Origin of the sequence: Corallococcus sp. EGB (genome assembly GCF_019968905.1) — a bacterium.
GTDB lineage: Bacteria > Myxococcota > Myxococcia > Myxococcales > Myxococcaceae > Corallococcus.
On the sequence record NZ_CP079946.1, the window covers coordinates 2,174,661 to 2,197,868 of the forward strand.

At 66.7% G+C, this 23,208-nt stretch carries 20 protein-coding genes and 2 pseudogenes; 9 read left to right on the plus strand and 13 right to left on the minus strand.

The features are described from left to right. Positions 1–174 precede the first annotated feature (174 nt). The 3 genes from KYK13_RS09095 to KYK13_RS09105 all read left to right on the plus strand — a co-directional run bounded on the left by KYK13_RS09095 (position 175) and on the right by KYK13_RS09105 (position 3,558). A complete protein-coding gene (locus tag KYK13_RS09095; protein WP_223643682.1) occupies positions 175–1,116 on the plus strand; it encodes an NAD-dependent epimerase/dehydratase family protein in 942 nt (313 codons plus the stop codon). A gap of 720 nt (positions 1,117–1,836) precedes the next feature. Continuing rightward, the gene (locus KYK13_RS09100) at positions 1,837–2,418 is read left to right on the plus strand and encodes a hypothetical protein (protein ID WP_223643683.1); all 582 of its coding nucleotides are present in this window, start codon (positions 1,837–1,839) and stop codon (positions 2,416–2,418) included. 585 nt (positions 2,419–3,003) lie between these two features. Further along, positions 3,004–3,558: a dihydrofolate reductase family protein gene (locus KYK13_RS09105; protein ID WP_223643684.1), complete on the plus strand. Its 555-nt coding sequence runs from the start codon at positions 3,004–3,006 to the stop codon at positions 3,556–3,558. A gap of 453 nt (positions 3,559–4,011) precedes the next feature. Here the strand turns inward: KYK13_RS09105 and KYK13_RS09110 are convergent, their stop codons facing one another. Then, entirely contained in the window at positions 4,012–4,665 is a 654-nt protein-coding gene (locus KYK13_RS09110; RefSeq protein WP_223643685.1) for a LysR substrate-binding domain-containing protein, read from the minus strand. A gap of 645 nt (positions 4,666–5,310) precedes the next feature. On the opposite strand from KYK13_RS09110, the gene KYK13_RS09120 reads away from it, so the two are divergent. Together KYK13_RS09120 and KYK13_RS09125 are read left to right on the plus strand one after the other, a co-directional pair. Then, entirely contained in the window at positions 5,311–5,838 is a 528-nt protein-coding gene (locus tag KYK13_RS09120; protein ID WP_223643686.1) for a DUF4833 domain-containing protein, read from the plus strand. A 98-nt stretch (positions 5,839–5,936) separates the two neighbouring features. After that, complete coding sequence (locus KYK13_RS09125; protein ID WP_223643687.1) at positions 5,937–6,338, plus strand: hypothetical protein; 402 nt, start codon at positions 5,937–5,939, stop codon at positions 6,336–6,338. 25 nt (positions 6,339–6,363) lie between these two features. Here the strand turns inward: KYK13_RS09125 and KYK13_RS09130 are convergent, their stop codons facing one another. Beyond that, entirely contained in the window at positions 6,364–6,843 is a 480-nt protein-coding gene (locus KYK13_RS09130) for a DUF1772 domain-containing protein (RefSeq protein WP_223643688.1), read from the minus strand. Positions 6,844–6,857: 14 nt separating this feature from the next. Then, positions 6,858–7,733: an NAD(P)H-binding protein gene (locus tag KYK13_RS09135; protein WP_255654228.1), complete on the minus strand. Its 876-nt coding sequence runs from the start codon at positions 7,731–7,733 to the stop codon at positions 6,858–6,860. 179 nt (positions 7,734–7,912) lie between these two features. Between KYK13_RS09135 and KYK13_RS09140 the strand changes: the two genes are divergently transcribed. Further along, complete coding sequence (locus KYK13_RS09140) at positions 7,913–8,839, plus strand: AraC family transcriptional regulator (protein ID WP_223643690.1); 927 nt, start codon at positions 7,913–7,915, stop codon at positions 8,837–8,839. A 544-nt stretch (positions 8,840–9,383) separates the two neighbouring features. Here the strand turns inward: KYK13_RS09140 and KYK13_RS09145 are convergent. Both KYK13_RS09145 and KYK13_RS09150 read right to left on the minus strand, forming a co-directional pair. Beyond that, positions 9,384–10,742: a M23 family metallopeptidase gene (locus KYK13_RS09145; protein ID WP_223643691.1), complete on the minus strand. Its 1,359-nt coding sequence runs from the start codon at positions 10,740–10,742 to the stop codon at positions 9,384–9,386. Between the two features lie 188 nt (positions 10,743–10,930). Beyond that, entirely contained in the window at positions 10,931–11,149 is a 219-nt protein-coding gene (locus KYK13_RS09150; protein WP_223643692.1) for a hypothetical protein, read from the minus strand. Positions 11,150–11,674: 525 nt separating this feature from the next. Between KYK13_RS09150 and KYK13_RS09155 the strand changes: the two genes are divergently transcribed. Continuing rightward, positions 11,675–13,372, plus strand: coding sequence for a hypothetical protein (locus tag KYK13_RS09155; RefSeq protein WP_223643693.1), 1,698 nt, complete (start codon positions 11,675–11,677; stop codon positions 13,370–13,372). A 169-nt stretch (positions 13,373–13,541) separates the two neighbouring features. Here KYK13_RS09155 and KYK13_RS09160 read toward each other — a convergent pair whose 3' ends face one another. Next, positions 13,542–13,763, minus strand: a complete 222-nt coding sequence (locus tag KYK13_RS09160) for a hypothetical protein (RefSeq protein WP_223643694.1) — start codon at positions 13,761–13,763, stop codon at positions 13,542–13,544. A gap of 244 nt (positions 13,764–14,007) precedes the next feature. Here KYK13_RS09160 and KYK13_RS09165 point away from each other — a divergent pair, with 244 nt between their 5' ends. After that, the gene (locus tag KYK13_RS09165) at positions 14,008–14,652 is read left to right on the plus strand and encodes a hypothetical protein (protein ID WP_223643695.1); all 645 of its coding nucleotides are present in this window, start codon (positions 14,008–14,010) and stop codon (positions 14,650–14,652) included. Positions 14,653–15,341: 689 nt separating this feature from the next. Here KYK13_RS09165 and KYK13_RS09170 read toward each other — a convergent pair. From KYK13_RS09170 to KYK13_RS09195, 6 genes and pseudogenes are all read right to left on the minus strand, one after another. After that, positions 15,342–16,505: a hypothetical protein gene (locus KYK13_RS09170; protein ID WP_223643696.1), complete on the minus strand. Its 1,164-nt coding sequence runs from the start codon at positions 16,503–16,505 to the stop codon at positions 15,342–15,344. Positions 16,506–16,664: 159 nt separating this feature from the next. Further along, the gene (locus tag KYK13_RS09175) at positions 16,665–16,862 is read right to left on the minus strand and encodes a helix-turn-helix transcriptional regulator (RefSeq protein WP_223643697.1); all 198 of its coding nucleotides are present in this window, start codon (positions 16,860–16,862) and stop codon (positions 16,665–16,667) included. Positions 16,863–16,974: 112 nt separating this feature from the next. Beyond that, positions 16,975–17,232, minus strand: a pseudogene (locus tag KYK13_RS39235) (IS3 family transposase); the annotation flags it as partial. A 787-nt stretch (positions 17,233–18,019) separates the two neighbouring features. Beyond that, positions 18,020–19,219, minus strand: a complete 1,200-nt coding sequence (locus KYK13_RS09185) for a hypothetical protein (protein WP_223643698.1) — start codon at positions 19,217–19,219, stop codon at positions 18,020–18,022. Between the two features lie 543 nt (positions 19,220–19,762). After that, the gene (locus KYK13_RS39240; RefSeq protein ID WP_223643699.1) at positions 19,763–20,341 is read right to left on the minus strand and encodes an IS3 family transposase; all 579 of its coding nucleotides are present in this window, start codon (positions 20,339–20,341) and stop codon (positions 19,763–19,765) included. Further along, on the minus strand, positions 20,284–21,264 hold the full coding sequence (locus KYK13_RS09195; RefSeq protein WP_223643700.1) for a LysR family transcriptional regulator: 981 nt from the start codon (positions 21,262–21,264) through the stop codon (positions 20,284–20,286). Before KYK13_RS09195 ends, KYK13_RS39240 begins: the two co-directional genes overlap by 58 nt. A gap of 52 nt (positions 21,265–21,316) precedes the next feature. Between KYK13_RS09195 and KYK13_RS09200 the strand changes: the two genes are divergently transcribed. Beyond that, positions 21,317–21,694 (plus strand): DoxX family protein, encoded by a 378-nt coding sequence (locus KYK13_RS09200; protein ID WP_223643701.1) that lies wholly within the window; start codon positions 21,317–21,319, stop codon positions 21,692–21,694. Positions 21,695–21,742: 48 nt separating this feature from the next. Here the strand turns inward: KYK13_RS09200 and KYK13_RS09205 are convergent. Beyond that, a pseudogene (locus KYK13_RS09205) lies at positions 21,743–22,570 on the minus strand (transposase); the annotation flags it as partial. Between the last annotated feature and the right edge of the window lie 638 nt (positions 22,571–23,208).

Here is a 23,208-nt window from a genome sequence, read left to right on the forward strand (position 1 = left end):
CGAGCTTCAAGGAGAACGATGGGCCATGACCTGAGGCAGGGCTCGCCTCATGATCCGGTTCTTGCGCGCACAAGGGCGAACGATGCGAACTCCTGCCCCTTCCTTCCTCCGCCTGTGCCTGCTTACCCTCCGGGCCGACAAGATTCGTGAGCGGTCGTCTAGGAGCTGCTGAACATGCAAGTGATACTAGGAGCCAGCGGGCAGATTGGTCGCGAGCTGGCGATCCAATTGAAGCGCGAGTTCACGAGCGAGATTCGTCTCGTGAGTCGCCGTCCGCACAAGGTCAATGACACAGATCAGTTGCAGAGCGCGGATCTGCTCGACGCAGGGCAAACGCTTCGCGCGGTGGAGGGCGCGGAGATCGCATACCTGACCGCGGGGCTTCCCATGGACACCAGGAGGTGGGTGGTCGAGTGGCCGATCATCATGCGCAACGTCCTGGATGCCTGCGCCGCGAATGGCGCCAGGCTGGTCTTCTTCGACAACACGTACATGTACCCGCAGACGAGCGATCCGCAGACCGAGGACACCGCCTTTCAGCCGTATGGCGCGAAGGGGAAGGTCCGAGCTGCAATCGCTAGCGAGCTGCTCGACTCGATGGAACGAGGCCGCGTTCAGGCCATGATCTGCCGCGCCCCTGAGTTCTACGGACCAGGCAAGACGCAGAGCATCACCAACTCGACCGTCATCGACAACCTGCGGGCCGGAAGAACGGCGAAGGTCTTCCTGAGAGACGACACGCTGCGAAGCCTGATCTACAGCCCGGATGCCAGTCGCGCGATGGCGCTGCTCGGGAACTCGCCCGGGGCGTACGGTCAAACCTGGCACCTTCCCTGCGACGACGACCGCCTCACCTATCGACAGTTCATCGAACTGGCCGCTGAAATCTTCGGCGTCGAGGGGCGCTACACGTTGCTCAAGCGCTGGCAGCTCGCGCTGGCGGGCGTGTTGAGCAAGCAGGCGCGAGATGCCGCCGAGCTGCTGCCTCGTTACGAAGCGAACAACATCTTCGTCTCGGACAAGTTCAAGTCACGCTTCCCCGATTTTCGGGTCACGACCTTCCAGCAGGGGCTGAGCGCGATTCGGGACGAAGCACGCGGGAACACCTCGACATGACCAGGCGCATCCTTCACGTCGTCACGAACGTCGCTCACTACGCGGACCCGTCGGAACCGACGGGCTTGGGGCTGTCGGAGCTGACCATGCGCATCATGTCTTCGCCTCGAATGGGTACGAGCAGAGGATCCTCACCCCGAAGGGTGCCCTCTACAGCAAAGGGCTCGTGCCGTTCCGCTCGTCCGTCGTCGCCGACGGCCGGCTCGTGACCGGGCAGAATCCAGGGTCGGCCAAGGCGGCGGCGGAGCAGGTCGTCGCCCTGCTGTGACCCCTGGCCGGAACTGAAACGAGGGGCGCAGAACATGCGTGGAGACAAGGCAGTCGAATCGAAGTGCCCGTTTCATCGAACGATGGGCTCGACTGGCGAAATGGCTCAAACCCTGGCCTGGGTGTTGAGCAGGAGAGGAGGGCCCCGGGGGCATCGTTCACCGGCATGACGCGCGTTTTGACGCAGCGACCGACTTTCGGGGAGGTACAACGCTTCCATCACAACCTCCGGAAGCGTCTTGAGGTCTGGGGTGTCTTGCGACACCCCTCTGTCAAGGGGGGCCGAGGCGCTGGAGCTGCTGCGCGGCATGCTGCGGCGCTCGCAGGGGCAGGGGATTCCGAGGGTGGCCGCGCACCCATCGATGCAAGATGCAACGGTTTGAGAGAAGAGTTTTCACGTCTGGCAATCGCCTTTATAGGGATGGCGCGGTCCAACCCCTGGAGGGCAATGCCATGCATCTTTTCAAGTCCGTTGTTTCCCTTGTTGCGGTCGTCGCGGTCACGGCGTGTGGTGGGGTGGAGGAGCAGGGCGGTCTCGGCACGCAGGAGTCAGCGTTGGTGTCGGGGACGTCACAGGGCTGCCTGTTCAAGGTGTCCTCCGCGGAGAGGTCCGGGCCGTTCCCTCCCATCTTTGACGTGACGGTCACCCGCTACGCGAGCAGCACCTGCGCCTGGGGGGCGGGCAGCGTGTTGGTGGGGACCGCCAGTGCCCGGCAGCCCACCGTGTCCCTGGCGGCGAATGAGCTGGGAGTGGCGGTGGCGTACACTTATGGGAAGTACGCTGGCTCCGTGTCTCTCAAGCACCTGTCGCCGGACACGTTGGCCGTCGTCCGGACTGAGGGCCTGGGCCCCACCAGCCCCCTGGGCGCCATCGGCTCCGCAGACCTGGTCATTGAGTCGGACGGGACGACGCTGACCGTCTCTGGAATCAAGAACTGGCCCATCCTCGGGGAGACGGGCTCCGGCAATAACTACGTCGCCACCTACCCGGACTTCTTCACCAGCACCACGCCCCCGTCCATCGTCGCGTTCTAGCAGGCTGCTGAGAAGTCCCTCTTGGGGATCAACACCCCGCACCGACGCGTGGTGCCGTCCGCGCATCGGAGGACGAGTGGCTTGCCGAGGGATGGAAGGAATGGGCGCGGATCCGCAACGGGCCTGCACGCAGGTTCGGCCTTCGCCCGATGTCCTCCCTTGGCGAGTTCGGGGAGATGAACGTGAGCCATCCCCATGGTGCGCCAGGTCGAATGATTCGCGAGCAGCAGCAGCTCCAGCTTTTCGATTCGCCCGTTGAGTCCGAAGCGGAACGCCAGCGGGCGAGTCTCCTGGAGGATGTCGACGAGCGCGTCCGGCCCCGCATGAGGCCACTTCTCGGGCCGTCCGGATGTCGAGCCGGCGGCGCTACTTCCAAACAGCGGCCGCTGTCTGCTGCTGGAAGTTCGTATCCGTTCGACGAATCGCCCGCGATGGGGCCTGGTTTCTGCGCGCAGTGCGCAGCAGGGCCGGGTGATGGATTGGATGCTGTCGAGTTCCTGCCCGCTGATACCCACCGGGGATGGGGCATTGCGTCAATGACTCTGGCTGCTGCGCATTGGGCGCGCTTTTCGTAGAATCCACGCCATGGGCCTTCTCACCTTCGGTCTCAACGTGACTTTGGACGGGTGCATCGATCACACCCAGGGGATCGTGGACGACGAGCTGCACGACTATTGGACGCAGCTCATGGAGCAGAGCGGGGCGATGCTCTTCGGGCGCAACACCTACGAGCTGATGGAGGGAGCCTGGCCCGCGGTGGCACGCGACGAAAAGGCGCCGCGCGCGATGCGCGAGTGGGCACAGAAGCTCGAGGCGAAGGCGAAGTACGTCGTGTCGGGCTCGCGGAGCGACTTTCCATGGCGGAACACGATCAAGGTGGAGGGCGACCTTCGCGAGGCGATCTCAGCGCTGAAAGCGAAGACCGAGCGGGGTGTCCTCGTCGGAGCGCCCAAGCTCGCGGCTGCGCTCGAGGAGTTGGGGCTCATTGACGAGTACCGCCTCGTCGTTCATCCCATCATCAGTGGCCGCGGGCCGACGTTGTTCCATGGCCTGTCGAGTGCGCGGCAGCTCGAGCTCCTCTCGGCGCGGCAGTTCAAATCCGGCGTGCAGGCGCTCCACTTCCGTCGCAAAGCGGGCTGAGCGTGGATGGCCCCGAGCGCTTCACCGGCGGCTGCCTGTGCGGCAGCGTCCGAATCGGCGCGTCGTTACAGCCGTGCACCGTCGGCATGTGCCACTGCCTCGACTGCCGCAAGCATCATGGCGCTCTCTTTCATGCCTCTGCACCGTTGAGGTTGGCCAGAATTCAGCCTGAGCCCATGTTCACCTGCGGCCGGACGCCGACTTCGACACGGTGCTACGCACGTTGAGGGAGCGCAGCGCGGCACTCGTACCCGTCGAGTCGCGCTTCCACGGCGACGCAGGGGTCGGGTTCCGCACCTGCCAGATGAACGGACGGAAGGACTTCATTCGGAGCGGCATCAACGAGGCATGGAGCAATTGCTGCGCGGGTTTCAGGGGGGCTTGGTTCCCGAACCCCAAACCTGTGCGCCGTCGCCGCCCAAGCCCATTGGCGAAGGCGTTTGCGCGACTCCGTCAGCGACGTCGGCTTTGGGATGACCTCGCACGACGCGGGGCGTTGACCGAAGACTTCAGGTCGTCCCTCTTCTCGAGAAGGAAGTCGCGGAGCGCACGAACCTTCAAGGGCATCTCTCGAGACGGCACGTAGAGATAGAACCCCGGAAATGGCGAGCACCACGGCTTGAGTACGCGCTCAAGCCTGCCCTCTTCGAGGTGTCGCCTTACGGCAAAGTCGATGTGTTGGATGAGGCCGAGCCCATGGAGGGCGGCGCGCAGCATTCCCTCATCGTCGTTGGTGATGAGGCTGCCTCGCGTCTCGACCGTGAAGTCTCGCTTCGAGCTGGCGTCCGTGAACTCCCATGCGAAGAGCGAGCCCCCGCTGTTCTGGCGGTAGGTGATGCAGTTGTGCCGGGCCAGGTCGGCTGGCGTGCTCGGTCGTCCGTGCCGCGCGAAGTACGCGGGTGTCGCGACGACCGCCATCTCCAACATCGGCGTGATGGGTACTGCCACCACATGCTCGGAGAGGCGCTCGCCGATTCGGATGCCCACGTCGCAACCGGCGGCGATGATGTTGGAGAGCCCATCGTCCATCACGAGCTCGACTGCGAGTTTGGGATAGCGCGCCAGGAACTCGGCGAGGTGCGGCTCGAGCAGCTCCCGCGCCGCCATGCGCGCGCTGCGGGGGCTCGAGCCTTATGTCAGGCCACTGACTGGAGAGCTGGGAGGGGTGGCGATCGTATCCTTCACGCGCTCCGGAAATACCGCGCTCGTGGCGCGCCACATCGCCAACCGGCTTGGCGCGCAGTTGTTCGAGCGAGCTGGACTTGTCACGCTTCGATACCGTCTACCTCGGCTCGCCGGTCTGGCTCTACAGCCCCGCGCTACCGATTTGGGCGTTCGTCGAGAAGACCCACTTCGACGGCAAGCGCATGGACTGCGCCTGCGCGGCATCGCCTCGCGCATTGCCCGTCCGGGCGTCGAATCCAGGGAGCGACTCGGTCCCTACCGCTGGGTCGCGGAACGAACACAGGCATGGAAGAACCAGTTCCGCCGGCTTCGAGTCCGCGACGAACGCAGGGACGATGTCCACTTCGGATTCCTCGTCCTCGGTTGCTGCCTCATGCTTCTGCGCCGCCTCTGCCCTGACTTTCGTTAGGTGCTCTAAACCCCTTGCCGCGACGGCCGTGCGGGGTGGGGACAGCCTTCGGGCGGCACCGAGTGACAGTTCCGGAGCCCGGAGGTGTTCATCCTCCCAGCGCTCCTGGCGGGCGACCGCCGTCACTCCGCCCTGAAAGGGTATCCCAGGTGTCTTCGATGACCGGAATCAGCCGACTCGTCGCCCTCGCCGTGGGCGCCTTCGCCGCGTGGGCCTCCGCCGCGGAGCCCGTCACCCGGGCCCCCTCCGCGTTCTTCCTGTCCCGCAGCGAGAACCGCAACCAGGTGCACTACGCGGTGAGGCTGGACGAGGCCTGCCGCCCGGTGGGGACGAGCCCCGTGCAGGTCTACTGGCGGATGCTGGAGCGCGGTGAGTCGGAGGTGGAGCCGCTCCTCACGGTCGAGCAGCCGGTGTACGGCCTCGAGGACTCGCAGGCCGTCGAGGCCACGGCGGACGGGTGGCGCGTGCGCATCAAGCTGCGTGCCTTTCCCTCGCGCCCCATCGACATCACCTCCACCCTGGTGAATGGACAATGCCAGGTGTTGGCCTGGACGCGGGTCGGCCGCGACGTCACCCAGTTGGAGCATGTCTTCGTGAAGACGTCCTGGCCCTTCTCCGTCGACTTCGTGCGGCTGGATGGCGTGGGTCCGGAGGGACAGCCCGTCCATGAGCTGGTGCGCGGTTGAGGTGTGATTCCTGACAGACGTCCAGGTGCAACTCCATGTCGGGAGTCACGCGGGGTGTGGTTCGATGCCCCGCTCCCTCTCTCGAGGAGAGACATGCCATGAAGAGCTTCCTGGGTGTGTTGACGGTCCTCGTCGTCCCGGTGCTGGTGGCCTTTGGTGGTGTGACGCAAGACGGAGCCGCGAACGGTGGTGATGCGCCCGCGGTCCTGGGCGAGGCGTCGAGCGCTCTCGAACACTGTGAGAAGGTCTGCCCCAACGGGTCGACGGTGGCCTGTGACGGGACGACCTGCACGGTCCACGAGGACTCGGTCGAGTGCGACGGACTCCACAACATCTGTTTCACGCCCACGCCCATCTGCGGCCTGAATGATCGCTGCGGCAAGCTCGCGGGCACGGCGTGTTCGCCGGTGGGGGCGACGCGCAGTTGTTGTCTGATCGGTCACCCCAATCCCAACTGCTACTGCATGCCCACCAAGGTCTGGGCTTGCAGCGCGCTGTGAGCGCCGCGCCGCGTCGCCTCATCCGCTAACGCGTGGCGCGCGCGAGCAGGAGCGCCGCCGCGAGACAGGCCGCTGTCCGGACGTGGTTCCACGCCGTCCAGGTGGCCACGTAGCTCCTCCACTGGCTCGCGGCCTCGGGGCTGGTGGGGGACAGCGCCGCCAGGAGCTCGTTCCGGGGGACGTTGAACGCGGCCGTCACGACGAAGCCACCCACGAGGAGCAGGAGGGCGCCGGCGAGGCGTGGGCCCGCCCGCGTCGTGCTCCAGGTCCACGGGGTGGCCATGGCGAGCAGGAGGCAGACCCCCGTCGTGCCGAAGAACACGCTCATGAGGCCGCGCTCGAGCGCCGCGACGTTGATGGCCTGCATGGCCTCGATGCCGCGCTCGGGTGGGAGCCGGGAGAGGCCCTTCATCACGAACGACGAGAAGGCGAAGAAGGTCCCCGCCAGCAGCGCGCTCCCCGCGGCGGCCAGCCACGTCAGCGTGTTCACGGTGGCTTCGAGCATGCCCTGTTCCTCTCTCAGAGGGCCGCGTAGGCCCGGGCCAGCTCTCCGACGAAGTCCTCGAAGCGCGTGGGCGTGGAGTTCTCTGGCGTGCGGCCGTGGTGGGGTTGGACCCGTCCCTCGTTGAAGGCGCGCGTCATCGCCACATACAGGTGGGCGAAGGTCTCCGATACCCCCGCCTGGACCAGGGCTCTCACCATGTCCGCGTCGGGGAACCGGACGTATTCGAGGTCGGGACGGCCGATGCTCGCGCCCAGCAGGCGGGTGGCTTCGCGGAGGCTCAGGTCCCGCGGGCCGAGCAACTCTCGCGCCACATGGCCCGTCCAGTCCCGCGCCACCATCGCGCGGGCCGCGACCTCCGCGATGTCGCGCGTGGCGATCATGGGAATCGCGAGGTCCGGCTCGACGGAGTCGCCGCTGATGCCCTGGTGCTTGATGAGCCCCAGCACGTCGTGGAGGTTCTCGAAGAAGGACACCGGGCGAAGCAGCAGTACGTGCGTGTCTCGCAGGGTCTTCAGTCGCTCCTCCTGGGCATGCAGCGTGGCGAGCAGGCCCGTGCCCTCGCTCAGGTCCGCGCCCAGGCTGCTGAGCGCCACCGCGTGCCGGACGCCGCTGTCCCGGAGCGCCTTGACGATGGCCTCTCCCTTCCGTTGCTGCTCGCGGTGGTAGTCCGTCGACGCGCGGTCCATGGGGAGCAGGGTGTAGACCGCGTCCGCCCCGCGGAAGGCCCGTGTCAGGAAGGTTGCGTCATGCGCCTCGCCCGTGAGCACCTCCGCGCCCAACTCCGCCAGCGGCGCGAGGCGCTCCGGCGAGCGTCCCAGTGCGCGGACCGGCTGCCCCTGTCGGCGCAGGATTTCGACGACCTTCTTCCCCGTGTTTCCGTTCGCTCCCATCACGACCAACATGGATTCCTCCCAGGGGACGTCCCCTCGGCAGTGAGTTGCCTGGAATCCAATATCGGCGCGGGGAGTGGGATTTTCAATGATGGGGAGTCGCTGGTTCATGCTCATTCGTCCAGGTCGCCTGGACGATGCATGGGGCGGGGCCGATACTCGGGGATATGACGGACTTCATGCCGCCGGTCGATCCGCTCGGTGAAGCACTGCACTTCCTGCGAATGACCGGAACGTTCTATTGCCGGTCGGAGATGTCGGCGCCGTGGGGGCTGGCGCTCCCGGTGATGGAGGGGAGCCTGATGTTCCACGTCGTGACGTCCGGCCAGTGCTGGCTGGAGGTCGATGACGGCGAACCGCTGTTGCTCCAGCCAGGGATGTTCGCGCTCTTGCCGCACGGAAAGGGGCACCGGCTGACGAGCGAGCGGGGTGGAGCCACGCGGCGCCTGGAGGAGCTCCCGGAGGAGTTGGTCAGCGAGCGCTACTCCATCCTGCGTCACGGGGGAGGCGGCGCGCCCACGACGCTCATCTGCGGTGCCGTGCGGCTCGACCATCCGGCCGCGCGCCATCTCGTCTCGCTCCTGCCCGCCATCATCCGCATCGAGCCGTCGGACTCACCGCGAATGGACTGGCTCCAGGGCACGCTGCGCTTCATGGCCCTGGAGGCGAAGGAGCTGCGCCCGGGAGGAGAGACGGTCATCACCCGACTCGCGGACGTGCTGGTGGTGCAGGCCCTGCGCGAGTGGATGGCCCAGGACGCGGCGGCGAAGACGGGCTGGCTGGGGGCGCTCCAGGACCGCGAGGTGGGCCGGGCGCTCACGCTCATCCACCGCGAGCCGACGCGGGCCTGGACCGTGGCGACGCTCGCGGCCGAGGTCGCGATGTCGCGCTCGGCGTTCTCCGCGCGCTTCACGCGGTTGGTGGGCGAGCCGCCCATGCACTACCTGGCGCGCTGGCGCATGGCCGTGGCCCACACGAGCTTGAAGGAGGAGCGCCCGGGCCTCGCGGAGCTGGCGGCGCGCATGGGCTACCAGTCCGAGGCGGCCTTCAGTCGCGCCTTCAAGCGCTTCATGGGCATCTCACCTGGCGCGGTCCGCCGGGCGTGACGCGTCACTTCGGATAGGAGTCCTAATGCCCAAGGCATTGCTGAGGGCTCGGCTGACGCCCGTGGCACACAGGCTCTGGCTTCGGACATGAAGTTTCCGGTGGTTGTTTTCGCGACATCCCTGGCCGAGTTGCGTGGAATCGTCATTCCGTGCACGCGCGCCACGACGAGGGTGCAGAACGGCGTGCTGCCTCTTCGGGGTGTTCGCCGGGGGCCTTGCTGTGTCGCATGTTCACGTCGGTGAGCGCTTCGTCAGCGCGCTGAGTGGCTTTCTCGGCGACCTGCTCGAGCTGCTTTGTCTGGGGGAGGGCGCCCAGCACCTTCGTGTCCTGCGGCGCATCCGCGAGGCCCTTGGGGAGCGTGGCCTCTGCGCGCGCTCCGCCGCCCCCAGGGCCATGCAGCGGGCTTCCTCTGCGGCGCGCAGGTCCTGCGTCGCAAGCGGCATCTCCGAGGCGAGCCCCCTGGAGGGCCCAGTCCGCGCTGGACTGAGCCCAGGGGCAATCTGCGCGTGCCTCAGGAGGCCCAGGGTCGAGAAAATAGGGTGCTCAGAGAGTCAGGCCGACCACCGGGGCCGAGGCGACATCCGGGACAAGGCTGAGCCGCCGTCCCGGGTTCGTCGTCATTCCCGTCGGTACGCACATCCAGCCCGACGAGGTGCCCCAGACGTGGGTGATAGAGCCGTTGTTGTTTGCGACCAACTGTGGCCAGCCGTAGGCGGTGCGGCCGGCGATGGGAATACCGGTTGGCAGGGAGGCCGTTGTCGGGATGCGGTTCCATTTCCCGTTCGCCCCGAAAATATGGTGCACCCGGCTGAATTCCAGCGACAGGCCCTGTAGGGTGCCGTCCGGCTGAATGACGGCGACCAAGTCTGCGCCGGGCTGTAAGTCCACCCCGGTGTCGCCCTTGTGCCAGCCGGAGTTATCAGCCCAAACATGAAACAGGCGGCCGTCGTCGTTGAAGAGGCCATGAAGGTCCGTCCCATTGGCCGTCATCGAGAAGGTGCAGTTGCCCGACACCGTCACGGATGATGGGAGCTTCTTCCAGCCGTTGGCGTCGAAGGTGTGCCAGAGTCGTCCAGCCTCGAGGGTAAAGATTTGGGGCGATGGATTGGCCGGGGTCCGCAGCACGTTGAGCGGAGCTCCCGGGGCCATCGCCAGGCCGCTGCTCATGGTCGTCCAACCGTTGCTGCCGGCATAGACAAGCACCATGACGCCGTCGACATTCGCCATGGCGCGCGGCGACTGCCCAGGGCCCGGAGAGAACGCGCCGTACGTCGTGTTGCCAGGCAGGACGAGGTTGCTGAGCATGTGGGCCCAGCCGCCTGCGGCGCCGAGATGACCGAGGCGTCTATCCTCCAGGGGCAGGCCACCGCCGGTGCCGCCGCTGCCGGAGCCAACGTAGTCGAGCGGGTTCACCCGGGTGCCGCCGGCCGTCACCATGTGCCAGTGCAGGTGAGGGCCCGTCGAAGACCCGGAGCCGGGTGCACCGGCAGCACCGCCGGAGTAGCCGACGATTTCGCCCTGTTGGACAAAGCGTTCGCCGCCGTTGAATCCAGACAGGTGGAGGTACTGGCTCCTCATGCCGTTGGCCATGACAATGGTAGCAGTGTAGCCACCTGTGCCGTTATTCCAGTCGATGAGGAGTTGTCCCGAGGCGCAGGCTGGTAGAGGCGTGCCAACACCCATGACGTAGTCGATTCCGCCCAGGGAGCCGCGGTTGACGTGGTCCCACCACCCATCTGAGATGGCGTAACCCGCGAACGGGTTGCTGATTGTCTCGGCGGCGTGGGCGGTGCCAGCCAGCAGGCCGGAGCTACCGACGGCGGCAAAGCCAACCGCGACACTGCCGGCTCGCAGAAGTGAGCGCCGGGAGAATTGGCGAGGGGTTCGGGACTCGGGAGACATCAGAACCTCCAAGGAGAATGGGGAGAGGTAGAGGCGGCGAAGACTGCGCTTGCTTTGTTACGGACTGTGGCCCGCCCCTGGCGGTGAAACCGCCGCGGGCAATCGGCCCAGTCGTCGCGACAATAGGCTCGCCTGGGCCGGATGGTCCAGGTTGGCATGGAGAGCTTGATTGTCTGCTCTGGCGTCGCTCAATCGCTCGTGACGGCAACGGGCCTGCAGTGCTGCACCGGCCTATTGAGGCACCAGGTTTGGGCCTGAGCCTGTTCGGTGGATAGGTCGACTGCGCCGCTTCCTTGGATGTTGCTGCTCCCTTCCCTGTGGCTCGTGTCGTCCGAGGCGTCGCGGAACGCCAGGAACAGCGCGTCGACTTCGCGGTGCTGCTGAATCAACAGGTCGATGACGTCCACGGGTGCGCTCCTTTCAATGGGGTCGCTCCCGAGCGGTCCGCATGCGCCCCTGCTGCGGCAATCGCGCGCTTCGCCGTGCAAGCTCCCTCGCCCCGTCCTGTGCGAGGGGGGGCAGGGGCGCGCTTCCGCTGGGCCGCGGCGGGGGATCAAAGAGCCACAGGGCCCGCCGCCGAATTCTCAAGAACCGAAGAAACATTCGCCGCAACCTCAGGAAAATGTAGGCAGTTCCTTGATGCGAATGCCCATTCCCGAGGCAGGATCCTTCGATGTCGTGGTCCACGTCCTCGTATCCCGCGGGGGGCCTCAGTCCATGGTGCTGAACCCGCCTGCGTCTAGAGGACGAAGGCCATTGCTGAAGCTCGAGGAGGGCGCGTCGGGGCGGCGTGCCTCGCACTTCCGCGCGAACGGGCGACGTGCTTCATGACGCACCTCGCACTCCCACCCCAACCCCAGTGAACCGGCGGTGCCCGCGTCACTCCGTGAGGAGCGGGAGGACGCGGCCGCCCGCCCCAACCAGGACATCCCATGGGAATCAGCGGAATCATCGGTGGCGCGGCGGATGCCGCTCGGCGCGCGGCGGAAGCGGCGAAGCGCGTGGCGGAGGCGGCCGAGAAGAAGGCCCCCGAGGCGGCGGCGACGGCGAAGAAGGCCATGGAGCCGATTGAGTCGGTCGCCAAGAAGCGCACGCAGGACGTCTTCGAGCGACACGAGGCGCCGGGCGACAGCGGGCGCGACGTGAAGCAGAAGGACCGCGGGACGGTGGGCGACTTCTTCGAGGACCTGAGGACCAAGGCGGGCGACGCGCTCAAGGACACGGCCCAGAAGGTGGGCGAGGAGCTGGACAAGGCGACGGACGTCGTGGCCAACGGGCTGGACCAGCTGGGGCAGGCCATCCAGGGCGCGCCGGCGCGGAATCCGCTGCAGGACTTCGCCCAGGACCTCGTCGGGGGCGTCCTCCGGGGAGCGGCCGGCGTGGTGCGCGACTCGGCGAAGACCGTGGGCGCGGTCAAGGACGCGCTCGACTTCAACACGCAGGTGGAACAGCTCAAGCCGGGCGAGAGCATCTCCGTGGGCCTCAATGCCGAGGTGGATGTCTACGCCGTCGGCATCACCGGCAAGGGTGACCTGACCGTCAGCCGTAGCGCCGAGGACGGCGGGGGCTACACCGTCTCCGCCAGCGGGGATGTGGGGGCGGGCATCATCGGGAAGATGGGCGGCAAGGGGGCGGCGGACGCGAGCGCCAGCGCGTTCGGTACCGCGGGCGCCAAGGTGGAGTACCAGTTCGATACCCTGGAGGAGGCCCAGCGCGCCGCCGGCATCATCGCGGCCACGGCCGCCGTGTCGGGCGCCTCGGGGAGCAACCCGCTGCTGGGCCTGGGCTTGAACGTCGTGCTGGGCGACCCGCGGTCGGAGCTGGAGGGCCTGCGCGACAAGGTGAGCGCGGTGGAATTCGAGCTGGGCGCGGAGGGGGGCTTCGCGGCCGAGCTGGGCATGCAGGGCCTGCAGGACGTGCTCAGCACGGGCGCGAGCGCGGGCGTGGACATCAACCAGTCCACCATGGCGCGCATCGAGATGGAGGGGGGCAAGCCGACGTCGCTGACGCTCATCCAGTCGCAGGAGATTTCGGCCAACGCGGGCGCGAGCGTGGGCCTGGGGGTTCCGAGCCAGGGCGACGCCAGCGCGTCGCTGCCGACGAATGCCTCGGCCGGAGTCGAGGGGTCGCTCAAGGTGGAGCTGGAGCAGTGCATCGACCTGTCGGAGAACTTCAAGCTGGACGACTTCCTGCGGGACCCGAAGAGCGCCGCGCAGGAGCTGGGCCAGACGGTCCTCCAGGCGAGCGAGGCGAAGGTGACGCTCACCGACTCGCGCCAGGGTACCGCGCAGGCGCTCGGCCTGGGCGGGAGCATGGGCCGCGAGGTGAATATGGAAATGAGCGGCAACCTCCAGGACATCGTGAACAGCGGCGCGTTCACCAGCATCGCCAACGGCGACGTGGGGCAGGCGGTGACGCAGCTTGGCGGCAAGGTCGACATCAAGGCCACTGTGCAGGACAGGACCACGGTGAACGGTGACATCGGCGTCGGGGGGCACGCCGGCGCGGTCGGCGCCGAGGTGGGGGTCACCACCGAGCGCACCACGGTGGGCGAGGAGCACGAACTCACCGCCGCGCAGCTCAAGGAGCTGTATCTCACGCAGCGCTGGTCCGCCGGCGTCGGCAGCTGAGACGGGTCCGCGGCGAGGGCGGCTCGCGCCATGCGGTGCGCCCAGGCCTCGCCCTTGCCTCCGGACTCGTACTTCTTGCGCTGGACGAGCGGGGGTGGGGCCAGCAGCTCGCGCAGCTCGACCCTCGCGAGTCACTCGTCATCCACAAGCAACGCGCGCAGCGGTGACGTCATGGGCCTCCTCGTTGAGGATGGGGGAGCGAGTCCTGGGCGGGAAACCCGACGACGCGGACACCTCCGCCCGCCTCCGAGCGCTCCAGCGTGGCGCGGTCTGCGAAGAGCTGGGCCTGTCGCTCGCGCACGTTGCGCAGCTCGGAGAGCTCCGCCCGCTCCTCGCTGGTGAGGGCGCCCGGCTTGCCGTGGCCCTTGTCCGTCTTGGCTTGCTCCCTCACCTGTCGAAGGCGGTCTCGGTCAGGTCCAGGTCTCTGGCCACTTCCGCGACGGACTCTCCCTCCTCCCGCAGCATCTCCAACGTCAGGCGGATGGCTCCCAGGAAGAGCGCGCGCATATCGGTGCGCACCTCCTCGTGCGAGGGGGGCGGCAATCTCGGTATCGTCCACGACAGGGAACTCCTCGGCCTCCTCGCCGACTACACAGGCATAGGGACGCGACTCGTACGATCGGTATCGTCCGAAAATGGGCAAACGTGAAAAGCCACTCGGAACGATCAGCTCAATCAATGCATTGCTTACGCTCGTTCTTCTGGACAGCGAGCAGATCTCCCAATGGGAACCCCTGGATGAAGAGCCAGAAGGCGACGACATCGGCGGGCACCCGCAGAAGGTCACCGAACTCCTTGAGGACGAAGACTTCGTCTCCGCGGAACTCGAGGTCGGCAATGGCAAGGCCCTCGTCCTCAGTCTCGAGGGCGTGACCGGCGAAGCTGAAATCCGGCGTCTCGAGGATGGAACTCTCGCGTTGATCGAACCGCCCCGAGACTGGTGGGACGATGAGGACAACTACGGAGGACGGAAGGACGAGGTTGCACAACTCTTCACGGACGCCCTCAGCAGCACCCCGAAGGTCGGAAAAGAGAAGCGTGCGGGAACGATTCTCGTTTCGTCTGGAAAGCTGGTTGTTTTTGATTCGAACGAGAGCCTGGAATCCGCCTCGAAAGCCGCCAAGAAGACCACGAATGAAAAGGTCGTGGGCTTCGGTGAAAACGATGGCGGTGTCGTGCTCGGGCTTGCGCCCGGGCAATACGTCATCTGGCGGCGTGTGATTGAGCCCAAATGGGCGGACGACCAACGCCTCGTCATCGCCTATTTGCGCCGAGCTTGAGCTCAACCGAGGTTCGTTCGGCTCTGTGTGCGCAGAAGGCCTGAGAGCGAGAAGGCCCTGCCCGAGGGCATCGGTGGCGACCATGAGGCGTACGCTCGCCTCGCTCGGTGCGTACGGCCTCTCGCCAAGTCAGGCCCGGCGGGAGCTGATGCAGTCGACGCAGGTGGCCTGATTACGACCAACCTGGTGTCTCAACAATCCGGTGCGGTACTTCGCTCTCGGCCTCTCTCTCCCCAAAACGGGCGAAAGCGCGGTCCAGAAGGCCCAATCGGTGGCGGAGAAGAGGGGGCATCTCGGTCTGCGGAGCGGAGCGCTGAGCGCGCCCGCTGCAGCACCGTGAGCCAGAATCCCTTGTGATTCAGGGGCTCAAGCACGAAGGCCCCGCGATGTTCATCGCGAGGCCCGTGCTAAACAAAAAAGGGCCCTACCGGTTGGTAGGGCCTTTCAAGTAGCTCCCCGAATGAAGCCCTGCGCGAACTCGTTCTCGGCGCTCTCTCCAGAGACTGCGACGGGAAACACGAGTCGGGGGCCACGAACTCTCGTATCCGGACCCCGATGGGCTGGCGGTCGGCAGGGCCGGCCTGGCGCTCCCTCCATCACGAGTGCTCAGCCTTTCACCTCAACGCGCTCATGGCGCAGCGAGCGAATTTCGGGCAGGCACAGGGGGTTGACGTCGCGGGGACGGGGGCTCAGGCGTGGAGCTTCTGCTGGAGCCAGGCGCCGATGCTGCTGAACTGCGCGGCGAGTTCCTCGCCCTTCAGGTCCCGCTTCTCCTTGAGGAACACGTCGCTCAGGGAGCCCTCGATGGAGACACCGCCGCTGGCGCGCCCCGCGTCCAGCGACAGCTTCCCGGTGAGGCCGGCCGTCGCCGCGAGCTCGCCCTCCACGGTGACGGGCACCTTCCCCAGCTTCTTCGCCAGCGGCCCGAAGTCACCGTTGGACAGGGCCTCGCGCGCCTTGGGGTCCGCCAACGCGGCTGCGACGTCCACCGTCTTCCCCGTGAGCTTCAGCTTGCCGGACACGCCCGTGTCGCCCTTGAGGCTGGCCTCCGTCTGCGCACCTTCCGGCGTGGCCAGGCCCACGCCGCTCTTGCCGGAGACGCCCACCTCGGCGGAGAGCGTGGAGTCCACGAGGTTGACCTGGAGCCCGGAGGAGCGGCCCTGCAGCGCCGCCGCCAGGTCCAGCTTCCCGTCGACCTCGAACTTGCTCTGCATGGCGAGCGTGATGGAGCCCGTGCCCTCGACTTCCCTCGTGAAGCCGGTGCCGTTGACGACGGAGCCCTTGCCCTCGAACTGCCCGGACTGCTCCACGGTGATGGTAGGCTTCAGGCCGTTCTTGCCGAACTCGATGTCGACCTTCGTCTCGAGCTGCCCCTTCAACTCGCCCGCGAGCGAGACGTTGGGCAGCGGCAGGTCCCCCGCGAGCTTCCCGGCCAGGGTGCCCTTCACCGACAAGCCCTTCAGGTGGTCGCCGAGGAACTTCTGCGCGTCCGTGCCGACGTACGAGTCCAGCTTCCGGTTGGCGTCACCCGCCTTGTCGAAGAACTTGCCGAGGCCGTCGGCGCCCACCGCCTTGGCGGCGCCCGCCAGGAAGCCGGAGACCTTGTCGCCGACCTTGGCGCCGGCATCCACGGCGTAGCTCGCCGCGACGCCCAGCGCGGACTCGTTGCCGGCGGCCGCGATGATGCCCAGGCCGCGCAGGGCGTCCTCCTTGGGCTTGAACTCGAACTTCGGGGAGACGCCGGCCCCGAGCTCCGCGGAGCCATTCACGGCGCTGTTCGTACTCGGCTCGGCGGTGAGCTTCCCCTCGTTGAGGACGGTGACTTCGTAGGTGCCGTTGGGCCCCCGCTTCACCTCGACCTCACTGCCAATCTCGCCACCGGCCTTGACCGGCGTGGCGCCCGCCTGGACCTTGCCGTTGGCGCTCAGCTTGAGGATCTCCAGTTGGCTACCAACCCATCCACGGAATTGGTCGGGATGGCTTGGTCCTATGACCGGGTGAAGTGGACGCGCTCACGGAGCGGATGTCTTCACGGGCGCCCTGGCCTTGCGGAAGGCCGAGGGGGTCTGGCCGAAGTGCCGATGGAACGCGCGGTTCAGTCCGGACTGACTCACGAACCCCGCCGCATGGGCGATTTCGCCAATGGAGTCCTCTCCGTCGCGCAGGCGCTGCGCGACCAGGCCCAGCCGGAGGTTCAGGAGGTACGGCATCGCTCGCCCAGGTGCGATTGGGGTCGCGGGGAAGGAAGTCCCGGGACAGCACGTTGGGGGCAGTCGGATGGGCGTGGCCGCTGTCGGTGGTCCGCACGAAGGGGCGCTTTGGGCGGGCCGCCAGGCCCTCCTGGCGCATGAGACGAGCAACTCGCTTCGCGGAGACGCGGAGGCCCCGCGCGCGCAGCTCGGCATGGACACGGGGGTTGCCGTAAGTACCTCGGCTTTGCTGGTGAATGGCCTCCACTTCCAGCAGGAACCCAACCCTCAATGTTGCCCTGCGCCGTTGGCGACCCCCGCCTACGCCTCGTCGGCGCAGGAACTCAACAGTTCCGCGCGCCGCGCACGTGCCTTGATGCCCCTGTGACACAGCGACCGAATTTGGAGCAGGTCAGCCGCTCGCGTCTCGAGGCGCGGTAGGTGGGGACGGCCACCCTGCCGCCCCGACACGAGAGGCTGGAACCCGGCGAGGGGTGACATGACGGCTTCGGAGAGGGGGGACGACTCGACGCGGTACTTCATCGTTGGCAGCCGCACCGTGAAGTGAGTGCCGCTCGAAGACGAGGGCCTACAGATCCTCAAGCTGGACTGGGACACGGGCCTGTTCATCCCCGGGGTGGACTCCATGCACAAGTGTCTGTGGGCAGACGACTCAGAGAGAGTGTTGGCATGTCCCGAGGCCGCCTCCCCATTGCTCCACCTCCCCGTCTTCGCCGCTACAGGAACCCGGTGGGCCGTACGCGCCGCGCTCGCGCGCCTTGACGCAACTGCTTGGCAATGGCCGGGACCTCTCCGAACGGCTCTTCACCCATGATGCGGGGCCGTTCGGGCTGCTCCTGCTGTTGCTCAAATCCCTGGCCTCGTTGCTTGTGCCTGGGAAGTGGCACTCCCGGAGGGCTCTTCACCCCGTCCCTGCCGCTGGGGCCTGGCTGGGCGGCGTGCTGGGGAGACCAGGGCGCTCCTCCGGCCCGGGTTGCCTCCGTTCATCGCACCGCTTCTGCTCGCGGTGATCACCGCGACGCTGGTCTCGCGCTCCCTCTACGAGGCGCGACTGAGCGATGCGGAGGTCCAGGCCCGGCTGGTGGCGCGCGAACTCACCCCCCGTGAGCCGACGTGTGCCCCCGCGTCTCCCGGCCCAGGGCGGCGGATCGGAGGTGTCAGGGGTTCAATTCCAGGAGGAACAGGTCTCGGACGCCCGAGGGGACGAGCGTCGTGGGACCGACGTCCAGCGGAGCGACGAAGCCGCTCATGAACGCCGCGGACCCCTGCTCGGTCACGGACACGCGGAAGCGCTCGTAGAAGGTCGACACGCCCGTGGGATGCGCCATGGGGAAGCCTCGCGTCCAGCGCGGCGTGCCTTTGACGCGGTCGAACTTCACGGCGAAGAGGTTGGTGTCACTCCCAGGCACGCCCGCCACGGGTCCCAGGCCCAGGTCATCTCCGTCCTCGTACCTGCCCACGGCGACCAGGTCGTCGCGGTGGTCCAGGGCCACGTCCAGCACCTCCCGGCCAAGCTGCTTCGCCCAGCGCTCCTCGTTCGCACGGGTGAGCGCGATGATGAAGCCATCCTCCGAGTGCCTCGGGAGGAACGTCCGCCCGTGGAAGGTGAGGGGTTCCGAGAAGCTGCCGGTGAGCACCACGCGGTTGCCGTGCACGCCCACGCGGTGCCCATAGCCGAAGCGGGTGTCCAGCCGCCGTTGCCACAGCCGCGTCCCCGTGGGGGAGAACTTGTTCACGAATGGGATGTACTCTACCGGTGGATAGAAGTCGGTGACGATGGTTCCAGCCATGTAGAGGTTGTCGTCCTCGTCCAAGGCGACGCCGCCCGCGTCGCCGAAGTAGGGCTCTTCGATGTAGCTCCACTGGTAGTTTCCCAGCGGGGACAGCTTGAGGAGGACCGGGCCGAAGTCGGCCGCGATGGTTCCCCCATCGAGATAGAGGGCGCCGTACAGCAGTCCGGCGATGACGATGTTGCCGTGGCTGTCCGTCAGCATCTTCCGTGCGGCGAAGCTGCTGAAGTACTCCAGGGGAAAGGCCCGCGACCAGATGTGGCGCCCGCTGGCGTCGAACTCGGCCAGGAAGACACCGGCCAGGAATTCTCCCACCGTGAGCGGGCCACCGCCCAGGTCGACGCTCCCATTGAACATGCCCGTGATGATCACATGCCGCGCCCGGTTGGTGGTGACCGCGGTCACCCGCGCGGGCACGGTCCGGGTCCAGGCGCGCTGCCCATCGGGGCGGTACTTCGTGAGGATGGAGGCTGGTGTCGCGGACGTGCCAAGCGTGCCCTGCGAATCCGACAGCTGGGTCTTGAAGTTCGCGGCGACGAAGAGGTTTCCGTCTCCATCATGTTCCACGCTGACGGCGGCTTCCTCACTGGGCCCCGTGAGCCGCTGCGCCCGCAGGGTTCCGCCGGACAGGGCCTGGGATGTGGCTGTCTGTCCTTTCACCCGTCCGGACGCGCCCGGCACCGCGTCCGAGGCGCCTTCGCTTCCTGCGCCACACCCCGCCCCCCACACCGTGAGCACCGCGAGACACCACACCCAGGTTCTTCGCATGTCTTTCTCCCCAGAGTCCTGCGGCCGTGAGGCCGGGGCTCCGTGAAGCACGACCCTGAGGGAACGGCGGGCGCCACGATAGAGGCCCTCAGGTGCCAGGGGCCTGCGGTGTTCCGTGCGGAGTGGATGGCCGGCCGGTCAGTCCGCCGTGACACCCATTCCCCCTTCGCTTCGTGAGCGATGGTCCAGGTTGACCGTTCCTTCAGGGCGCCTCTGCTCGCGCTTGTGTTCATGAGACAGGACGGTGTCCCCACCCCCTGAGCGCTTACGGCCTCGTCCTCCTGTGTCGTCGCGGTGTAGGCGGCATCAGTGCTCTTCGGCTTGTCCGTGGTGATGGTGCCGTCATGATGGCGTGGGCCCAGCACCCGGCAGGTTCACCCGGTGCGACAATGATGTCGCCGACCCAGGCTCGCTCGGGCTGGCCTGGCTGGAAGTTGCTCTCCGCTGCAGTCGGAGCCACGGGGGGCGGTGCGCGGAGTCGGTGGTCCGCACGGAGCGACGCCGGGCACGAGCGCGCAAGCCAGCCTGGAGCATCAGCCGAGCCATGTGCTTGCGTGCCACCCGCCGGTCGCGCGCCTTGAGCTCCGCATGAATATGCGGTGCACCGTGCGTGCCCCGGCTCTCCTGGTGCACGGCCCGCACCTCGACGCAGAGGGCAGGGTCGCTCTTCGTGCGTTCGGATTGCTCATGACGCTTTACCCAGGCGCAGTAGCCACTGCGCGAGATGCCCAGGTGACGGCAGAGCGTGGCGACTGGAAAGAGAGCCTTCTTCGCGTCGATGAAGGCGAACTTCACTTCATCTCCTTCGCGAAGATGGCCACCCCATTTCTTGATATCTCCCGCTCCAGTCGCAGCCGACGCGTTCAACTCTTTTTTGGGCGCCGCGGGTCTTTCGCGTGCGCGACACCTGCCTCTCCACATTGGCGGGTGGGGAGCCCCGTTTCGACGATGAAGTCAATGAGCGTGCGCACGGCGAGCGGCATCAGCTCGCGCTCGTGGTAGACAACCGAGAGGAGCGTCTGCGCGCCGATTTGCGTCGCGAGAACCCGCGCCAGCGCGCCGGAGGCAACCTCTGCCTGCGCCAGGAAATCAGGGAGCAGCGCGATGCCAAGGCTGGCGCGTGCAGCGCCGAGCAGCACGAACATGTCGTTGGAAGTCATGCGCGGATGAATGCGGACGCTACCCCCCTTGAGGCGCGGCCAGCTCAGCGAGGGGGCTTCTCCGCGCACGAACGGACTCAAGCAAGCGTGCCTGCGCAGGTCCGTAGCGCGCTTGGGAGTTCCTGCTCTTGCCAGATACGCAGGCGTCGCCACGCAGACCAGCGTGCTCGTACCCAACGTGCGTGACACCAGGTTGAGCGGCGCCGACGCAACGGGACCAGAGCGCAGCGCGAGGTCAAATCCGCCGTGAATCAAATCGACGTTCGCATTGTTGGAGTCCACCTCCAATACAACATCAGGATGGCGCAACGAGAATTGACCGAAGAGCTCCCCCAGGGAGTCGGGGGCTCCGGTAGGAACTGAGATGCGCACCCGGCCCTCTACCTTGCCACTCGGGCGCTGCACGGTGGCGCGCGCACGCTCGAGTGCTTCGACTGAGTGGCGCGCGTGCTGGTAAAACTCGGCGCCCGCGTCGGTGAGCGCCTGCCTTCGCGTCGTGCGTTTGAGGAGGCGTATGCCGAGGCGCTCTTCGAGCCGCTGCAAGCGCCGTCCAACGGTCGAGCGTGGCAGGCGCAGCTCTTTCGCGGCGCGTGAGAGCGAGCGCGTGTCGACCACGCGCACGAAGGCGATCAGCTCGGCTGTTTCCGGTAAGTCGTCCATTTGGAGCAAATCGTAGCCAATCATTCCAATTTTTGCATAGTTGTCTCAGGTCGGCGCGAAGGCGTAGGCAGGGGCCATGAGAACGAAACTCCTGTACTGGATACCTACCGGCTTGCTGGCGGCGATGTTCCTGATGTCCGGCACCTTCAACGTCACTCACCAGCCCAACGTGATGCAGATCCTGGCGCGTCTGGGCTACCCCAGCTACCTGGCCACGATCCTTGGAGTTTGGAAGCTGCTCGCCGCAGTCACCTTGGTGTTCGGCTCGCGTTGGCCGCGCTTGAAGGAATGGGCGTTTGCAGGCCTATTCTTCGATCTCAGCGGTGCGATCATCTCTCACGTAGCCTCCCGTGACACCATCGTCAGTAGTCTGCCCGCTGGCGTACTGCTCGTGCTGACTGGCACTACCTACGCGGCGCAGCGACGGTTCGGCCCTGCCGGCTCGGTCTTGTGAAGACGGCGGATTCAAGCGGTCGTCGCAACGCCTCTTGGTTGAAGTGAACGGAGATGAGTGTTCAGCACCTCGGACGGTGGCGAGCTCTTCACGGGAGTACCGGGAGAGGTCCGTCCCTTTTGGAACGTACTGGCGAAGCAGGCCATTGGTGTTCTCGTTCGTGCCCCGGTGCCATGGACTGCGTGGGTCACAGAAGATGGCCTCGTGGGAGAGCCTCATCGAGGCATCTGCTGGGAAGTCCACCTGAAGCCTGTTGGCAATCTGCTCGGGACTCCAGGAGGTCGCCCAACGTCGGTCTTTTCGAGGGCCCTGGCGGCGCCCCTTCCAACGCACTTCTGGGCCAGGCACGCTTGTCCCATCATCCGTGGTGAGCGTCCCCGCCAGGCGCTCCTGCACATAGCGCCGCAGCACGTTGTTCGCGGCCAGCTTCGCGACCTTCGGGCGCTGAGCGCGTCGGTCCGCATGCCACTGGGCCGTTGTTGCTCGATACTCCAAGCCCCCACCACGGGTCGCGGCATTGCGGCGCAACTCCCGCGAGAGGGTCGAGGCAGAACGTCGAAGCCGACGCGCAATCGCACGAACTCCGAGGTGCTGGGCGTGGAGAATCGCGACTTCTTCTCGCTCGGCGAACGAGAGGTACCGCCCCGTCAACGGGGCCAGCTTGCAGGAGGGCATTCCGCCACCCTCGCGAAACCACCTGCATCCCACCACCGGCGACACGCCAGCCGCTCTGCCGGCATCTTCGCTCGACAGCCCCTGGGCGATCGCCCCCCAGAAACGTTGCCGGTGCTCACGCCGTCCCACGGAGGGACGACCGGGCGACGACATAGGAGGGCGGCCAGCTCTGGCTGAGCGTCGACGATTCTTTGCACCCATCGCAACTCCTCGGCATCGAGTGTTGCGACGACCGCTTGAATCCGCCCCTGCGTGCCCGGGGCCGTCACCCCGAGCGCTGGAGCCGTGACCCCCGCGACTGGACGCCAACAGGCCCCGTGCGTCTCGGCCCCGCGCCGAACCTCGTCCCGGCAGTGCAGGAGATGAAGCACATCGGCTGAACCCTCTCATGCGACAACTACCTTGACGCTCACCGAATCCGATGCGCCTTCGCCTGACGTCTAACTTCGCGCTCGCAGGCCCTGTCACCGGCTTCTTGCTTTGTGAGGATGGCGACACTTGGGGGAGGCGGCCTCGTGAGTCCAATGCGCGGGAATGGTTCCAGTCAGGCCGTCCCGTTGCAAATCCTCTTTAAATTCTGCCGTGGGCGGGACTGCGACCCGGGCCGATGTCATGGGAGGGATTGCAATCAATTCGGGAGGTTGGTCGTCCCTCCACCTGCTTGCCCGGCCACCGACTTGGGTGGGCATGGTCAGATAGGCATCACGCGGAAAGTAGTTGGAGTTCAGGAGGAAATGGCCGGGACTGATTCGATCCCCCTTCCGATAATCCATGAGAATTCGCTTCCAAAAAGGGGATGTTCAATGGGGCTTTCACCCACAGGCGGTGGGGTAGGCATT

Coding starts and splice junctions, on each gene's coding strand:
- KYK13_RS09095 (WP_223643682.1), top strand. CDS start 175: ATGCAAGTGATACTAGGAGCCAGCGGGCAGATTGGTCGCGAGCTGGCG.
- KYK13_RS09100 (WP_223643683.1), top strand. CDS start 1,837: ATGCATCTTTTCAAGTCCGTTGTTTCCCTTGTTGCGGTCGTCGCGGTC.
- KYK13_RS09105 (WP_223643684.1), top strand. CDS start 3,004: ATGGGCCTTCTCACCTTCGGTCTCAACGTGACTTTGGACGGGTGCATC.
- KYK13_RS09110 (WP_223643685.1), bottom strand. CDS start 4,665: ATGGCGGCGCGGGAGCTGCTCGAGCCGCACCTCGCCGAGTTCCTGGCG.
- KYK13_RS09120 (WP_223643686.1), top strand. CDS start 5,311: ATGACCGGAATCAGCCGACTCGTCGCCCTCGCCGTGGGCGCCTTCGCC.
- KYK13_RS09125 (WP_223643687.1), top strand. CDS start 5,937: ATGAAGAGCTTCCTGGGTGTGTTGACGGTCCTCGTCGTCCCGGTGCTG.
- KYK13_RS09130 (WP_223643688.1), bottom strand. CDS start 6,843: ATGCTCGAAGCCACCGTGAACACGCTGACGTGGCTGGCCGCCGCGGGG.
- KYK13_RS09135 (WP_255654228.1), bottom strand. CDS start 7,733: ATGGGAGCGAACGGAAACACGGGGAAGAAGGTCGTCGAAATCCTGCGC.
- KYK13_RS09140 (WP_223643690.1), top strand. CDS start 7,913: ATGCCGCCGGTCGATCCGCTCGGTGAAGCACTGCACTTCCTGCGAATG.
- KYK13_RS09145 (WP_223643691.1), bottom strand. CDS start 10,742: ATGTCTCCCGAGTCCCGAACCCCTCGCCAATTCTCCCGGCGCTCACTT.
- KYK13_RS09155 (WP_223643693.1), top strand. CDS start 11,675: ATGGGAATCAGCGGAATCATCGGTGGCGCGGCGGATGCCGCTCGGCGC.
- KYK13_RS09165 (WP_223643695.1), top strand. CDS start 14,008: ATGGGCAAACGTGAAAAGCCACTCGGAACGATCAGCTCAATCAATGCA.
- KYK13_RS09175 (WP_223643697.1), bottom strand. CDS start 16,862: ATGCCGTACCTCCTGAACCTCCGGCTGGGCCTGGTCGCGCAGCGCCTG.
- KYK13_RS39240 (WP_223643699.1), bottom strand. CDS start 20,341: ATGTGGAGAGGCAGGTGTCGCGCACGCGAAAGACCCGCGGCGCCCAAA.
- KYK13_RS09195 (WP_223643700.1), bottom strand. CDS start 21,264: ATGATTGGCTACGATTTGCTCCAAATGGACGACTTACCGGAAACAGCC.
- KYK13_RS09200 (WP_223643701.1), top strand. CDS start 21,317: ATGAGAACGAAACTCCTGTACTGGATACCTACCGGCTTGCTGGCGGCG.